13 protein-coding genes are annotated in these 14575 nt (G+C 72.2%); 10 read left to right on the top strand and 3 right to left on the bottom strand.

Features of this window, described 5'->3' with window-relative positions; genetic code table 11:
• Positions 1 to 70: 70 nt before the first annotated feature.
• The 4 genes from hutU (at position 71) to hutI (ending at position 5572) form a co-directional block, all read left to right on the top strand.
• On the top strand, positions 71 to 1741 hold the full coding sequence (gene hutU, locus IE118_RS26775) for a urocanate hydratase (RefSeq protein WP_189560625.1): 1671 nt from the start codon (positions 71 to 73) through the stop codon (positions 1739 to 1741).
• A 92-nt stretch (positions 1742 to 1833) separates the two neighbouring features.
• The gene (locus tag IE118_RS26770; RefSeq protein WP_189560753.1) at positions 1834 to 3036 is read left to right on the top strand and encodes an allantoate amidohydrolase; all 1203 of its coding nucleotides are present in this window, start codon (positions 1834 to 1836) and stop codon (positions 3034 to 3036) included.
• Positions 3033 to 4376 (top strand): formimidoylglutamate deiminase, encoded by a 1344-nt coding sequence (locus tag IE118_RS26765; RefSeq protein WP_189560624.1) that lies wholly within the window; start codon positions 3033 to 3035, stop codon positions 4374 to 4376. Before IE118_RS26770 ends, IE118_RS26765 begins: the two co-directional genes overlap by 4 nt.
• Positions 4377 to 4396: 20 nt before the next feature.
• On the top strand, positions 4397 to 5572 hold the full coding sequence (hutI, locus tag IE118_RS26760) for an imidazolonepropionase (protein ID WP_189560623.1): 1176 nt from the start codon (positions 4397 to 4399) through the stop codon (positions 5570 to 5572).
• A gap of 90 nt (positions 5573 to 5662) precedes the next feature.
• On the opposite strand, the gene IE118_RS26755 is transcribed toward hutI, so the two are convergent.
• Positions 5663 to 6577, bottom strand: coding sequence for an RNA polymerase sigma factor SigF (locus IE118_RS26755; RefSeq protein ID WP_189560622.1), 915 nt, complete (start codon positions 6575 to 6577; stop codon positions 5663 to 5665).
• A gap of 253 nt (positions 6578 to 6830) precedes the next feature.
• Between IE118_RS26755 and IE118_RS26750 the strand changes: the two genes are divergently transcribed.
• Both IE118_RS26750 and IE118_RS26745 read left to right on the top strand, forming a co-directional pair.
• The gene (locus IE118_RS26750; protein WP_189560621.1) at positions 6831 to 7208 is read left to right on the top strand and encodes an STAS domain-containing protein; all 378 of its coding nucleotides are present in this window, start codon (positions 6831 to 6833) and stop codon (positions 7206 to 7208) included.
• Positions 7209 to 7450: 242 nt separating this feature from the next.
• On the top strand, positions 7451 to 8026 hold the full coding sequence (locus IE118_RS26745; protein WP_189560620.1) for an ATP-binding protein: 576 nt from the start codon (positions 7451 to 7453) through the stop codon (positions 8024 to 8026).
• A 135-nt stretch (positions 8027 to 8161) separates the two neighbouring features.
• On the opposite strand, the gene IE118_RS26740 is transcribed toward IE118_RS26745, so the two are convergent.
• Entirely contained in the window at positions 8162 to 9658 is a 1497-nt protein-coding gene (locus IE118_RS26740) for an oligopeptide:H+ symporter (protein ID WP_189560619.1), read from the bottom strand.
• Positions 9659 to 10173: 515 nt separating this feature from the next.
• Between IE118_RS26740 and IE118_RS26735 the strand changes: the two genes are divergently transcribed.
• The gene (locus IE118_RS26735) at positions 10174 to 10851 is read left to right on the top strand and encodes a response regulator transcription factor (protein ID WP_189560618.1); all 678 of its coding nucleotides are present in this window, start codon (positions 10174 to 10176) and stop codon (positions 10849 to 10851) included.
• 45 nt (positions 10852 to 10896) lie between these two features.
• Positions 10897 to 12171: a sensor histidine kinase gene (locus tag IE118_RS26730; RefSeq protein WP_189560617.1), complete on the top strand. Its 1275-nt coding sequence runs from the start codon at positions 10897 to 10899 to the stop codon at positions 12169 to 12171.
• 42 nt (positions 12172 to 12213) lie between these two features.
• Here IE118_RS26730 and IE118_RS26725 read toward each other — a convergent pair whose 3' ends face one another.
• Positions 12214 to 12705: a GtrA family protein gene (locus IE118_RS26725; protein ID WP_189560752.1), complete on the bottom strand. Its 492-nt coding sequence runs from the start codon at positions 12703 to 12705 to the stop codon at positions 12214 to 12216.
• A 154-nt stretch (positions 12706 to 12859) separates the two neighbouring features.
• Here IE118_RS26725 and IE118_RS26720 point away from each other — a divergent pair, with 154 nt between their 5' ends.
• Entirely contained in the window at positions 12860 to 13999 is a 1140-nt protein-coding gene (locus tag IE118_RS26720) for a 5-(carboxyamino)imidazole ribonucleotide synthase (RefSeq protein WP_189560616.1), read from the top strand.
• Complete coding sequence (gene purE, locus IE118_RS26715) at positions 13996 to 14565, top strand: 5-(carboxyamino)imidazole ribonucleotide mutase (RefSeq protein WP_189560615.1); 570 nt, start codon at positions 13996 to 13998, stop codon at positions 14563 to 14565. The genes IE118_RS26720 and purE overlap by 4 nt, the downstream gene beginning before the upstream one ends.
• Positions 14566 to 14575 lie beyond the last annotated feature (10 nt).

Below are 14575 nucleotides of genomic sequence, written 5' to 3'. Positions count from 1 at the left end.
TTCACAGGTCGAGGATGTGAATATCTGCAGTAAGTCGCCGTACCCGTCCGCAGCCCCCAGGAGGCACCCCATGTCCGCATCCGGACCCCGGCCCGTCCGAGCGCCGCGCGGCACCGAACCGAGCGCCCTGGGCTGGCAGCAGGAGGCCGCCCTGCGGATGCTGCAGAACAACCTCGACCCGGAGGTCGCCGAGCACCCCGACAAGCTCGTCGTCTACGGCGGCACCGGCAAGGCGGCCCGCGACTGGCGCTCCTTCGACGCCATGGTCCGCACGCTGCGGACGCTCAAGCAGGACGAGACGATGCTCGTCCAGTCCGGCCGCCCGGTCGGGGTCATGCAGACCCACGAGTGGGCCCCGCGCGTCCTCATCGCCAACTCCAACCTCGTCGGCGACTGGGCCACCTGGGAGGAGTTCCGCCGCCTGGAGGCCCTCGGCCTGACCATGTACGGGCAGATGACCGCCGGCTCCTGGATCTACATCGGCACCCAGGGCATCCTCCAGGGCACCTACGAGACCTTCGCCGCCGTCGCCGCGAAGAAGTTCGGCGGCACCCTCGCCGGAACCATCACCCTCACGGCCGGCCTCGGCGGCATGGGCGGCGCCCAGCCGCTCGCCGTGACCATGAACGACGGCGTCGCGATCTGCGTCGACTGCGACCCGCGCGCGATCGAACGCCGCATCGAGCACCGCTACCTCGACGTGCGGGCCGACTCCCTCGACCACGCCCTCCGGCTGGCCACCGAAGCGCGGGACGCCCGCCGCCCCCTCTCCATCGGCGTCCTCGGCAACGCCGCCGAACTGGTGCCGCGGCTGCTCGCCATGGGCGCCCCCGTCGACATCGTCACCGACCAGACCTCCGCCCACGACCCGCTGGCCTACCTCCCCGTCGGCGTCGCCTTCGAGGACATGGCCGACGCCGCCGCCGAGGACCCGGCCGGCTTCACCACGCGGGCCCGCGAGTCCATGGCCCGGCACGTCGAGGCGATGGTCGGCTTCCAGGACGCGGGTGCCGAGGTGTTCGACTACGGCAACTCGATCCGCGGCGAGGCCCGGCTCGCGGGCTACGACCGGGCCTTCGCCTTCCCCGGCTTCGTGCCCGCCTACATCCGCCCGCTGTTCTGCGAGGGCAAGGGCCCCTTCCGCTGGGCCGCGCTGTCCGGCGACCCGGCCGACATCGCGAAGACCGACAAGGCGATCCTGGACCTCTTCCCGGAGAACGAGCCCCTGGCCCGCTGGATCAGGATGGCCGGGGAACGCGTCCACTTCCAGGGCCTGCCGGCCCGCATCTGCTGGCTCGGCTACGGCGAGCGTGACAAGGCGGGCGAGCGGTTCAACGACATGGTCGCGAGCGGCGAGCTGGCCGCGCCGGTCGTCATCGGCCGCGACCACCTCGACTGCGGCTCGGTCGCCTCGCCCTACCGGGAGACGGAGGCGATGCTGGACGGATCCGACGCGATCGCCGACTGGCCGCTGCTCAACGCCATGGTCAACGTGGCGTCCGGCGCGTCCTGGGTGTCCCTCCACCACGGCGGCGGCGTCGGCATGGGGCGCTCCCTCCACGCCGGGCAGGTGACGGTGGCGGACGGCACGGCCCTGGCCGGGGAGAAGATCCGGCGCGTGCTGACCAACGACCCCGGGATGGGGGTCGTCCGGCACGTCGACGCCGGGTACGACATCGCGGAGTCCGTGGCGGACGAGCGGGGCGTACGGGTGCCGATGCGCGAGGGGGACCAGGCGTGAGGGACAGGACCTCACCGGCGGTGCGCCCGGCCGCCCCCGCCTCCGCCCCGGCTCCGGCTCCGGCTCCGCGGAACGTGCCCTCCTTCCACGAGATGTGGCGGCAACTGGAGCCCGTCGGACGCCACGCCGCCTCCGGCGGCTACCGCAGGTTCGCCTGGACCGGGGCCGACTCCGACTGCCGGGCCTGGTTCGAGGAGCAGGCGCGCACCCGGCGGCTGACCTACGAGGTCGACCGCAACGGCAACCAGTGGGCCTGGCTCGGGGACCCCGCGCGGGGCGACGCGGTCGTCACCGGGTCGCACCTGGACTCCGTGCCCGACGGCGGAGCCTTCGACGGGCCCCTCGGGGTCGTGTCCGCCTTCGCCGCCCTCGACGAACTGCGCCGCAGGGGCACGCACCGCGCCAGGCCCCTCGGCATCGTCAACTTCGGCGACGAGGAGGGCGCCCGCTTCGGACTCGCCTGCGTCGGCTCCCGGCTCACCACGGGCGCGCTCACCGTCGAGCAGGCGCACCGGCTCACCGACGGCGACGGCATCACGCTCCCGCAGGCCATGGAGGCCGCCGGGCACGACCCCGACGCGATCGGCGCCGACCCCGGACGGCTCGACCGCATCGGCGCCTTCGTCGAACTCCACGTCGAACAGGGCCGGGCCCTGGACCTGTCCGGCGACCGCGTCGGCATCGCGTCCGCCATCTGGCCGCACGGCCGCTGGCGGTTCGACTTCCGCGGCGAGGCCAACCACGCCGGCACCACCCGGCTCGCCGACCGCCGCGACCCGATGCTGTCCTACGCCGAGACCGTCCTCGCCGCCCGCCGCGAGGCCGAGCTGGCCGGCGCCGTCGCCACCTTCGGCAAGATCGCCGTCGAGCCGAACGGCGTCAACGCCATCCCCTCCCTGGTGCGCGGCTGGCTGGACTCCCGCGCCCCCGACCAGGAACGCCTCGACGCCGTCGTGGACGGGGTGCGGGAGGCCGCCCGCGTACACGCCGCCGCCCACGGCGTCGACCTGGACGTCGAACGCGAGTCCTTCACGCCGGTCGTCGAGTTCGACCACGCCCTGCGCGACGAACTGGCCCGCATCCTGGGCAGCGGCACGGACCTCACGGTGCCCGTCCTCGGCACCGGCGCCGGACACGACGCCGGGATCCTCTCCGCGCGCGTCCCGACCGCCATGCTGTTCGTGCGCAACCCCACCGGCGTCTCGCACTCCCCGGCCGAGCACGCCACCGAGGACGACTGCGTGGCCGGTGTCCTCGCCCTCGCCGACGTACTGGAAGGACTGGTCCGCACGTGACTGCCGCCCCGCGGACGTACTGGCTGGAGCACGCCTGGCTCGGCGCCCACGTCGAGCCGGGCGTCGCCGTGGACGTGAAGGACGGCCGCATCGCCGCCGTCCGCACGGACACGCCCGCCCCGCCGCCCGGCGCCGAGGTCCTGCGCGGACTCACCCTCCCCGGACTGGCCAACGCCCACAGCCACGCCTTCCACCGCGCCCTGCGCTCCACCGTCCAGGTGGGCTCCGGCACCTTCTGGACCTGGCGCGAGACCATGTACGCGACGGCCGACCGGCTCACCCCGGACACCTACCACGCCCTCGCCCGCGCCGTGTACGCCGAGATGGCGCTGGCCGGCGTCACGGCGGTGGGCGAGTTCCACTACGTCCACCACGCCCCCGGCGGCACCCCCTACGCCGACCCCAACGCCATGGGCGAGGCACTCGTCGAGGCCGCCGCCGACGCCGGCATCCGCATCACCCTCCTCGACACCGCCTACCTCTCCTCCGGCTTCGGACAGCCGCCCACCACCCACCAGCTCCGCTTCTCCGACGGCGACGCGGACGCCTGGGCCGCACGCTGCTCCCTCCTCGCGGGGCGCGAGCACGCGCGGATCGGGGCGGCGATCCACTCCGTGCGGGCCGTGCCGGCGGACCAGCTGGCGACCGTGGCACGCTGGGCCGAGGAGCGGCGGGCCCCGCTCCATGTGCACCTGTCCGAGCAGACCGCCGAGAACGACGCCTGCCGCGAGGTCCACGGGTGCACCCCGGCCCAGCTGCTCGCCCTGCACGGCGTGCTCGGGCCGCGCACCACCGGCGTCCACAACACCCACCTGACCGCCGAGGACATCTCCCTCATCGGCGGCAGCGGCACCGGCACCTGCATGTGCCCGACGACCGAACGGGACCTCGCGGACGGCATCGGCCCCGCCGGCGCCCTGCAGAACGAGGGTTCCCCGCTCTCCCTCGGCTCCGACAGCCACGCCGTCGTCGACCTGCTGGAAGAGGCGCGGGCGATGGAACTGAACGAGCGCCTGCGCTCCCGCACCCGCGGCCACTGGACGGCCGCCGCGCTGCTGCGTGCCGCCTCCGCCGACGGACACGCCGCCCTCGGCTGGGACGGCATCGGCACCATCGAGGCCGGGGCACGCGCCGACCTTGTCACCCTCGCCCTCGACTCCGTCAGAACGGCGGGGCCGCCGCCCCGGCTGGGCGCCGAGACGGCCGTATTCGCCGCGACCGCCGCGGACGTGCGCCACACGGTCGTGGCGGGCCGGCACGTCGTACGCGACGGCGCGCACACGCTCGTACCCGATGTGCCCGGAGCCCTCGCGCGGGCAGTCGAAGCCCTGCGCGCCTGACGACCATCCACGAGGACGCCATGAGCAGCACCGTCATCAGCAACATCGCCACGCTGGTCACCAACGACCCCTCCCCGGACGGCAGTGGCTCTCCCCTCGGCACGGTCCGGGACGCGGCCGTCGTCATCGAGGGCGACCGCGTCGTGTGGACCGGTGAATCAAGGAAAGCACCCGCCACCGACAACCGGGTCGACGCGGCGGGCCGGGCGGTCCTGCCCGGCTTCGTCGACTCCCACTCCCACCTGGTCTTCGCGGGCGACCGCACCGAGGAGTTCAACGCCCGCATGTCCGGCCGCCCCTACGGCGCGGGCGGCATCCGCACGACCGTGGCCGCCACCCGGGCCGCGAGCGACGCGGAACTGGAGGCGAACCTCACCCGTTTCGTCACCGAGGCGCTACGCCAGGGCACCACCACGCTGGAGACCAAGTCCGGCTACGGCCTGAGCACCGGGGAGGAGGCCCGCGCGCTGCGCCTGGCGGCCCGTCACACCGACGAGGTCACCTTCCTCGGCGCCCACATCGTCGCCCCGGAGTACGCGGACGACCCGGCCGCCTACGTGGAGCTGGTCACCGGCGAGATGCTGGACGCCTGCGCGCCGCACGCCCGCTGGATCGACGTGTTCTGCGAGCAGGGCGCCTTCGACGGCGACCAGGCCCGCGCGATCCTCACCGCGGGCAGGGCGAAGGGCCTGCGACCCCGCGTCCACGCCAACCAGCTCTCGTACGGCCCCGGCGTCCGGCTCGCCGTCGAGCTGGACGCGGCCAGCGCCGACCACTGCACCCACCTCACCGACGCCGACGTGGACGCCCTCGCCGGGGGGAACACCGTCGCCACCCTGCTGCCCGGCGCCGAGTTCTCCACCCGCGCCGAGTGGCCGGACGCCCGCCGGCTGCTGGACGCGGGGGTGACGGTCGCCCTGTCCACCGACTGCAACCCGGGCTCGTCCTTCACGTCCTCCGTCCCCTTCTGTATCGCGCTCGCGGTGCGGGACATGGGGATGACACCGGACGAGGCGGTGTGGTCGGCCACCGCGGGCGGCGCCGCGGCCCTGCGCCGGGACGACGTCGGCCGCCTGACCCCGGGCGCGTACGCCGACCTGGTCCTGCTCGACGCCCCGAGCCACGTCCACCTCGCCTACCGGCCGGGCGTCCCGCTGGTCGCCGGGGTGTGGCGCCGGGGCGTCCGCGTGGTGTGACCGGGGACCGCGGAGGGGCGGGGTGGCGCCCGGGTGGGGGCGGCCCGGTCACCGGACCGCCCCCGGAGGACGAACGTCACCCGGTGAGGACTACTCCTCGACCGTGAGCCCCTTGCGCAGTTTCACCAGCGTCCGCGACAGCAGACGCGAGACGTGCATCTGGGAGATGCCCAGTTCCTCGCCGATCTCCGACTGGGTCATGCCGGCGACGAACCGCAGCGAGAGGATCTTCCGGTCGCGCGAGGGCAGTTCGGCGATCAGCGGCTTCAGCGACTCGACGTACTCGATGCCTTCGAGCCCGTGGTCCTCGTAACCGATCCGGTCCGCCAGCGCGCCCTCGGCGTCGTCCTCCTCCGGCTGGGCGTCCAGCGAGGAGGCCGTGTACGCGTTCGACGCCGCCATGCCCTCGAGGACCTCGTCCTCGGTGATGCCCAGGCGCTCCGCCAGCTCGGCCACCGTCGGCGACCGGTCGAGCTGCTGCGCCAGTTCGTCACCGGCCTTGGCCAGGTCCAGCCGGAGCTCCTGCAGCCGGCGCGGGACGCGCACGGACCACGAGGTGTCGCGGAAGAAGCGCTTGATCTCACCGATGATGGTCGGCATCGCGAACGTGGGGAATTCCACACCGCGCGCCAGCTCGAAGCGGTCGATCGCCTTGATCAGGCCGATCGTGCCGACCTGGATGATGTCCTCCATCGGCTCGCTGCGCGTGCGGAAGCGGGAGGCGGCGAACTTGACCAGAGCGAGGTTCAGTTCGACGAGCGTGTTGCGTACGTACGAGTACTCGCGGGTGCCTTCGTCCAGCGCGTCCAGGCGCTCGAAGAGGGTCTTGGACAGAGCCCGCGCGTCGACCGCGCCCACCTCGTCGTACGGGGGGATCTCCGGCAGTCCGGCGAGCAGGTCGTCGGGGACGACCCCCGGGTCGTCCTGCTCGATGGGATCCAGCTGTTCCGGAAGGGGTGTCGACGTCGCTTCAGGGGTAGGCGATGCGTCGAGCCGGGGTGACATGATGTCCTCCATCGTTCTCGGCATATGGCTGCCGAAGCCGATACGTGCACTGCGGTGTGCGGCGCCTCCAAAGCCGGCCGTGGTCGGTTGCGTGTCTTTTACTAGCCCTATCGGCTTCCGCGAGCACATCGCAAGTGCGTTCTGTTCGTATATGTCTGTTTGTGCGTGATTGTTAGAGTGTCGGAGCGTGGCCGGAAGGCGTAATGTTCAAGGGCGTCAGCAAGCAGCCACGACGTCGGGAGAGAGAGACGGCATGGACCGCGGGACGGTCGGCAGCGCACAGTCGGGCCGGCTTCTGGTCGAGGTGCGAGAAGAGGGCCCCAGTGCCGTCGTGACTCCGGCGGGTGAGTTGGATCACCACACCGCCGAGTTGTTGCGTGAGCCACTGGAGGGCTGCCTCGCCAAGGGATTCAAGCGTCTTGTCATCGACTGCTCCCGGCTGGAGTTCTGTGACTCCACGGGACTGAACGTACTGCTCGGTGCCCGGCTGAAGGCCGAGGCGGCGGGTGGCGGCGTTCATCTCGCGGGAATGCAGTCCGTGGTCGCGCGCGTGTTTGAAATCACGGGAGCGGACGCGGTGTTCACCGTGCATGACACTCTCGAGGCGGCGCTGGCCGACGATTCGGCGTGACCCGGGCGGGCACGCCCGGCGGGGCGCTCCCGCCACCTCCGTCACCGGACGCTCACATTTGCCGCGCCCTTTCACGCGAAAACGTGGGTGTCCCGTCGGTCCGCCCGGGCAGGAGACTTCCAGAACGGGCTGGACACGGCGGTCGGGAGAGCGCCGGGAACCGGCCGGGCCGTACCGGCGTGACCATCCGGGTACGGAACTTTTTGAATCGTGAACTGGTGACACGGTGAGGTGAAGCGCTGATGAGCACCACCCGGCCCTATTCGCCGGGCGACCGCGGTCCGGAGCCCAGCGGCGCTTCCGGGACGCCCGGGGGCGCGGTGCCGGCGGCCGGGGGCGCACCCGAGGGCGGCGTGGCCGCGCCGACCGCGCCGACCGCGCCGCCCGCTCCGTCGGACGCATCGGCCGGTGGCATGGTCCGCCGGCTGAGCTTCGACGACCAGAGCGGCGTCGTCCCGCTCGCCCGTGATTTCACCCGCCAGGCGCTGTACGAGTGGGGCTGGCTGCCCGCCTCCGGCGCGGACCGGCGGGCTGCCGCGGAGGACGTCCTGCTGGTGGTGTCCGAGCTGGTCACCAACGCCTGCCTGCACGCCGACGGGCCCGATCACCTCGCCATCACGTGCGACCGGAAGGTGATCAGGCTGGAGGTCACCGACCGGGGGACGGGGCAGCCGGCCCCGCGCACGCCGCATCAGGCGGGGCGGCCCGGTGGCCACGGCATGTTCATCGTGCAGCGACTGTGCCTGGACTGGGGCGTCGTGCGCTCCCCGGAAACGCCGGGCAAGACCGTCTGGGCGGAACTCGGCACCCCGGCATAGCGCCGCGCGCTTCGGTACCCCGGCGTCGACGCCGCAGCCTGTCCCCGCCCCGGCGGGGGCGGAGAGCCCGGAGGGGCCCGCATCCGGTTCGGATGCGGGCCCCTCCGTGTGTGCGACCGACCCCGGGGGGTCCGCTCAGCGGACGTCCCCCATGAGGGCCTTGACCTTCTTGCGGTACATCCACACCGCGACACCGGCGAGCACCGCGAGCGTCGCCTCCATTGCGACCACGCCCGTCTTGTTCAGGTCGACGCCCGCGATGGACAGCAGCCCGGTCGTGGCGTCGCCCGCGGTGACGGCCAGGAACCAGACGCCCATCATCTGCGAGGCGTACTTCGCCGGCGCCATCTTCGTGGTGACCGACAGACCCACCGGGGAGAGCAGCAGTTCACCGACGGTCTGCGTGAAGTAGATCGCCACCAGCCACAGCGCGGCCGCCTTGTGACCGCCCTCGGCGATCGACAGCGGGGCCAGGAAGAGGAAGAACGAGACACCGACCAGCACCAGACCGGAAGCGAACTTCACGATCGTGCTGGGCTCCTTGCCGCGCCGGTTCAGCGCCAGCCAGATCCAGGCGAAGACCGGGGCCAGCGCCATGATCAGAACCGGGTTGACCGACTGGTACCAGGAGACCGGGAACTCCCAGCCGAAGACGCTGTTCTCGGCCGACGAGTCGGCGAAGATCGACAGGGTCGAGCCGCCCTGGTCGTAGATCATCCAGAAGATCGCGGCGGCGACGAAGAACCAGATGTACGCGGACATCTTCGACTGCTCGGCGCGGTCCAGGTCCTTGTCGCGCTTGATGCGGGCGATCACCATCACCGGCACGATCACACCGAGCAGCGTCAGCGGGACCAGCACCCAGTTCAGGGTGTAGTTGCCGCTGAGGCCGAGGGCGGCGTACGCGACGACGGCGATGCCGGCCCACAGCGCGGCCTTGCGCAGCGTGGAGGCCCGCTCCTGGTGGGTGAGCGGCTTCGGGACGACGCTCGACGCGGGGTCCAGGTGGCGGCTGCCCAGCAGGAACTGCGTCACACCGAGACCCATGCCGACCGCGGCGAGCGCGAAGCCCAGGTGCCAGTTGACGCTCTCACCGATGGTGCCGATGATCAGCGGCGCGGCGAAGGCACCCAGGTTGATGCCCATGTAGAAGACGGTGAAGCCACCGTCCCGGCGCGGGTCGTCCGGACCCTGGTACAGCTGGCCGACCATCGTGGAGATGTTGGCCTTCAGCAGACCGGAGCCGATGGCGACCAGGCCGAGGCCCGCGTAGAACGTCCCGGAGGACGGCAGGGCCAGCGTGAGGTGACCCAGCATGATGATGCCGCCGGCGACGGCGACGGTCTTGCGGGGACCCCAGACACGGTCGCCGAACCAGCCGCCCGGCATCGTGAGCAGGTACACCAGCGACAGGTAGACCGAGTAGATCGCGGTAGCGGTGCCCGCGCTCAGACCCAGTCCGCCGGGCGCGACGAGGTACAGCGGGAGCAGGGCCCTCATGCCGTAGTAGGAGAAACGCTCCCACATCTCGGTCATGAAGAGAGTGGCCAGTCCGCGGGGGTGGCCGAAGAAGGTCTTCTCGGAACCGGGGGTGCCCGGTGAGACCGAGTCCTTCGTCAGGCTGGACGCCATGGTCGTTCCTTGCTGTCGGGACGCGTCGCGGATGCGTGGACGCGCCCGGTGGGGGGCAGGCCGGCACCGGCGGGTGCGAACCGTCCACCCCACGCCCGGGGGAGGCCGCCCCGGGTCACGGGGCGGCGGACGGCGACCACCGGGATCCACGCCTCCGCCGTGCGTCTACGCGCGGGGAGGCCCGGCCACAGGTCATTCCTTCCGGGGCCGGCGGAAAACCGGCCCGCACACAAAAGAGACCCTCGGCGTCGACTGCGCCAAAGGTCCCCGTGGTGCAACAGGCGTGGATTCACCATACGGCAGGACAGTGCCGGATATGGAAGGACTTGAGACACGGATCACAGGTTCAACCGGAACCGCGCTCACCCATTCGAAGGTCTTCCTCAGGATCGCACCCCACACCCACTGGTCCGTACCAGGGCTCCCGGAGGGTGAGAGCCGGGTGAGGGGGAGGTAAGAACCGGGCCCGGCGATCACACCCCTCGGCCCACCGCGACGGGACTACCATCACTGCCATGACCCGTGTACTGCTCGCCGAGGACGACGCGTCCATCTCGGAGCCGCTGGCCCGCGCCCTGCGCCGGGAGGGCTACGAAGTCGAGGTGCGTGAGGACGGACCCGGCGCCCTGGAGGCCGGGATGCGGGGCGGCATCGACCTGGTGGTGCTGGACCTCGGGCTGCCCGGCATGGACGGTCTGGAGGTCGCCCGCCGGCTCCGCTCCGAGGGGCACACGGTTCCGCTGCTGATCCTGACCGCCCGCGCCGACGAGGTGGACACGGTCGTGGGCCTGGACGCGGGCGCCGACGACTACGTCACCAAGCCGTTCCGCCTCGCCGAACTGCTCGCCCGGGTGCGGGCCCTGCTGCGGCGCGGCTCCGCCGAACCCCAGCAGCCGCCCGCCACCCACGGGGTGCGCATCGACGTCGAGTCGCACCGGGCGTGGATGGGCGAGGAGGAGCTGCAGCTGACCGCCAAGGAGTTCGACCTGCTGCGGGTCCTGGTGCGCGACGCGGGCCGGGTCGTCACCCGCGACCAGCTGATGCGCGAGGTCTGGGACACCACCTGGTGGTCCTCCACCAAGACCCTCGACATGCACATCTCCTGGCTGCGCAAGAAGCTCGGCGACGACGCCGCCAACCCCCGTTACATCGCGACCGTGCGCGGAGTGGGCTTCCGCTTCGAGAAGAGCTGAACCCCGCCCGGGTTCGCAGTGGGCAGGAGCAGTGGGTAAGAGAACATGCGCCGCCGTCTGATCCAGTCCACGCTGGCCGTGGTCCTCGTGGTGATCGCCGTCTTCGGCGTCTCCCTGGTGATCGTCGAGACCCGCACGATCAGTGAGACCGCCAGGGAGCGGGTGGAGTCCGAGGCGGTCCGGCTGGCCAGCATCGTCGACAGCCGGCTGCTCGTCGAGGACAAGGTCACCGCCGAGGTCCTCGACGACCAGATTACCGAGGACCGCTACGCCGTCGTCCGCATCCCCGGCAAGCCGCCCATCGAGGTCGGCGCCGAGCCGGAGGGCGACGTCATCAGCGCCACCGCGCCGGGCGAGGAGGGCGAGACGGTCACCGTCCAGGAGCCGCGCTCCTCGGTGACCCGGGAGGTCGGCCGCACGCTGCTGATCATCGCCCTGGTGGCGCTGCTCGCGGTGATCGCGGCGGTGCTGCTGGCGGTCCGCCAGGCCAACCGGCTCGCCTCCCCGCTGACCGACCTCGCGGAGACCGCCGAACGCCTCGGTTCCGGCGACCCGCGCCCCCGCCACCGCCGCTACGGCGTCCCCGAGCTGGACCGGGTCGCGGACGTGCTGGACTCCTCGGCCGAGCGGATCGGCCGCATGCTGACCGCCGAGCGGCGGCTGGCCGCCGACGCCTCCCATCAGCTGCGCACGCCCCTGACCGCACTGTCCATGCGCCTGGAGGAGATCACCCTCACCGACGACCCGGAGACGGTGAAGGAGGAGGCGACGATCGCGCTGACGCAGGTGGAGCGGCTCACGGACGTGGTGGAGCGGCTGCTCACCAACTCCCGCGACCCGCGCACCGGCTCCGCGGTCACCTTCGACCTCGACGAGGTGATCAAGCAGCAGCTCGCCGAGTGGCGCCCCGCCTACCGCAGCGCGGGCCGGGCGATCGTCACCTCGGGGAAGCGGGAGCTGCGGGCGGTGGGCACGCCGGGCGCGGTCGCCCAGGTGCTGGCCGCGCTGATCGAGAACTCCCTGATGCACGGGGGCGGCACGGTCGCGCTGCGCACCCGGGTCACCGGCAACCAGGTCGTCGTGGAGGTCACCGACGAGGGTCCCGGCATCCCCGCCGACCTCGGCGCGCGGATCTTCGAGCGGGCCATCAGCGGCCGCAACTCCACCGGCATCGGGCTCGCCGTCGCCCGGGACCTGGCGGAGGCGGACGGCGGCCGGCTGGAGATGCTCCAGGCCAGCCCGGCCGTCTTCGGTCTGTTCCTCTCCCGCACGCCCCCGCAGCGGTCCGCGGACGACGACAACCGCCGGACGGTCCGCTGACGGCGTCCGCCGAGGCGGCGGACCCCGCCCGGCCGGCAGGCGCTACGGCACCCGCTGCTTAGGCTCGCGGCCCGTGGCGACCGGCCGGGACCCCGCGACCGGCCCGCGGGCCGGGAGCGCGCGGAACACCCACGTGCGGTAGGACCAGAAGCGGAAGAGCGTCGCGACACCGATGCCGAGGAACTTGAAGATGTTGCTCTGCAGCGGGCTGTCCCAGCCGAAGCCGTACGTCGCCGCGTACAGGACGCCGTTCTCGATCACCAGGCCGATGGCGCTGAACAGCAGGAACAGGGACATCTCCCGGGTGCGCCCGGACTTGTCCCGGTCCCGGTAGGTGAAGTACCGGAAACCGACGTAGTTGAAGACGATCGCCACGATCGTGGCGATGACGCCCGCCCGGACCACCTGGAGGTCGGTCACCTGCCTGACCAGGTTGAACACGCCCAGGTTGACCAGGACGCCGGCTCCCCCCACCGCGCCGAACTTGGCCACTTCCGGGAAGAATCGTCGAAGCCCCGAGGAACCGCGTTCCATCGCCTGCCGGCTCCCGTCCGTCGAATGCGTCAACCCCGCCATGCTAACCACCCACCCGCGCGATCTTCCTGCGGACGCGGGCCGTGATCGCCGCTCCGTGCCGCCCGACGGGCGCGAAATCGGCCACCGTGGCGCGTGCCGATACCCTGGGCTCGTGACGTTCCCGGTAGTCGGCATGGTCGGCGGTGGCCAGCTCGCTCGTATGACACACGAGGCGGGCATCCCGCTCGGCATCAGGTTCAAGCTCCTCAGTGACACTCCGCAGGATTCCGCGGCGCAGGTCGTCGGCGATGTCGTCGTCGGCGACTACCGCGACCTGGAGACGCTGCGCGCCTTCGCACGCGGCTGCGACGTGATCACGTTCGACCACGAGCACGTGCCCACCGAGCACCTCAGGGCCCTGGAGGCGGACGGCATCCCCGTCCGCCCCGGCCCCGACGCGCTGGTGCACGCCCAGGACAAGGGCGTGATGCGCGCGAAGCTCGACGCGATCGGCGTGCCGTGCCCACGGCACCGCATCGTCGCCGACCCCGAGGACGTGGCGGCGTTCGCGGCCGAGGGGGAGGGCTTCCCCGTCGTCCTCAAGACGGTCCGCGGCGGCTACGACGGCAAGGGCGTGTGGGTCGTCGACTCCGCCGAGGAGGCCGCCGAGCCGTTCAGGGCGGGGGTCGCCGTCCTCGCCGAGGAGAAGGTCGACTTCGTGCGCGAGCTGGCCGCCAACGTGGTCCGCTCCCCGCACGGCCAGGCCGTGGCCTACCCGGTCGTGGAGTCGCAGCAGGTGGGCGGCGTCTGCGACACGGTGATCGCGCCCGCGCCGGACCTCGACGAGGAGCTCGCGCTGCGCGCCGAGGAGATGGCGCTGAACATCGCCAAGGAACTCGGCGTCGTCGGGCACCTCGCGGTCGAGCTGTTCCAGACCCGCGACGGCCGCATCCTGGTCAACGAACTCGCGATGCGCCCGCACAACTCCGGCCACTGGTCCATGGACGGCGCGATCACCTCGCAGTTCGCCAACCACGTCCGCGCCGTGCTCGACCTCCCGCTCGGCGACCCGCGCCCGCGCGCGAAGTGGACGGTCATGGTCAACGTGCTCGGCGGCGACTACCCGGACATGTACTCCGCGTACCTGCACTGCATGGCCCGCGACCCCCAGCTGAAGATCCACATGTACGGCAAGGACGTGAAGCCCGGACGCAAGGTGGGCCACGTCAACACCTACGGCGACGACCTGGACGACGTGCTGGAGCGCGCCCGTCACGCAGCCGGTTACCTGAGAGGCACGATCACCGAATGAGCCCGGCCCACCCGTCTCCCGACCCCCGCCCCGCCACGAGCGCCGTCCCCTCGGTGGGCATCGTCATGGGGTCGGACTCCGACTGGCCCGTCATGGAGGCGGCGGCGAAGGCCCTCGACGAGTTCGAGGTGGACTACGAGGTCGACGTCGTCTCCGCGCACCGCATGCCCCGCGAGATGATCGCGTACGGCGAGCAGGCCGCGGACCGCGGGCTCAAGGTGATCATCGCGGGTGCGGGCGGCGCCGCCCACCTGCCCGGCATGCTCGCCTCCGTCACCCCGCTGCCCGTCATCGGCGTGCCCGTGCCGCTGAAGTACCTGGACGGCATGGACTCGCTGCTGTCCATCGTGCAGATGCCGGCCGGTGTCCCGGTCGCCACCGTCTCCGTGGCCGGCGCGCGCAACGCGGGCCTGCTCGCGGCCCGCATCCTCGCCGCCCACGACGAGGAACTGCTCGGCCGCATGCGGGAGTTCCAGCAGGAGCTGAACGACCAGGCCACCGAGAAGGGCAAGCGGCTGCGCGCCAGGGCCGAGGGCTCCGGCGGTGGCTTCGGCTTCGGCAAGTGAGCGGGGTGGC

It is taken from the genome of Streptomyces pilosus (assembly GCF_014649835.1).
GTDB classification, from domain to species: domain Bacteria; phylum Actinomycetota; class Actinomycetes; order Streptomycetales; family Streptomycetaceae; genus Streptomyces; species Streptomyces pilosus.
The sequence above is the reverse complement of the archived record's forward strand: the minus strand, read 5'-3'. Positions and strand labels throughout refer to the sequence as shown.

What these genes read in the sequence shown, in the direction of transcription:
- hutU (WP_189560625.1), top strand. Translation starts at nt 71, where the DNA reads ATGTCCGCATCCGGACCCCGGCCCGTCCGAGCGCCGCGCGGCACCGAA.
- IE118_RS26770 (WP_189560753.1), top strand. Translation starts at nt 1,834, where the DNA reads ATGTGGCGGCAACTGGAGCCCGTCGGACGCCACGCCGCCTCCGGCGGC.
- hutI (WP_189560623.1), top strand. Translation starts at nt 4,397, where the DNA reads ATGAGCAGCACCGTCATCAGCAACATCGCCACGCTGGTCACCAACGAC.
- IE118_RS26755 (WP_189560622.1), bottom strand. Translation starts at nt 6,577, where the DNA reads ATGTCACCCCGGCTCGACGCATCGCCTACCCCTGAAGCGACGTCGACA.
- IE118_RS26750 (WP_189560621.1), top strand. Translation starts at nt 6,831, where the DNA reads ATGGACCGCGGGACGGTCGGCAGCGCACAGTCGGGCCGGCTTCTGGTC.
- IE118_RS26745 (WP_189560620.1), top strand. Translation starts at nt 7,451, where the DNA reads ATGAGCACCACCCGGCCCTATTCGCCGGGCGACCGCGGTCCGGAGCCC.
- IE118_RS26740 (WP_189560619.1), bottom strand. Translation starts at nt 9,658, where the DNA reads ATGGCGTCCAGCCTGACGAAGGACTCGGTCTCACCGGGCACCCCCGGT.
- IE118_RS26735 (WP_189560618.1), top strand. Translation starts at nt 10,174, where the DNA reads ATGACCCGTGTACTGCTCGCCGAGGACGACGCGTCCATCTCGGAGCCG.
- IE118_RS26730 (WP_189560617.1), top strand. Translation starts at nt 10,897, where the DNA reads ATGCGCCGCCGTCTGATCCAGTCCACGCTGGCCGTGGTCCTCGTGGTG.
- IE118_RS26725 (WP_189560752.1), bottom strand. Translation starts at nt 12,705, where the DNA reads ATGGAACGCGGTTCCTCGGGGCTTCGACGATTCTTCCCGGAAGTGGCC.
- purE (WP_189560615.1), top strand. Translation starts at nt 13,996, where the DNA reads ATGAGCCCGGCCCACCCGTCTCCCGACCCCCGCCCCGCCACGAGCGCC.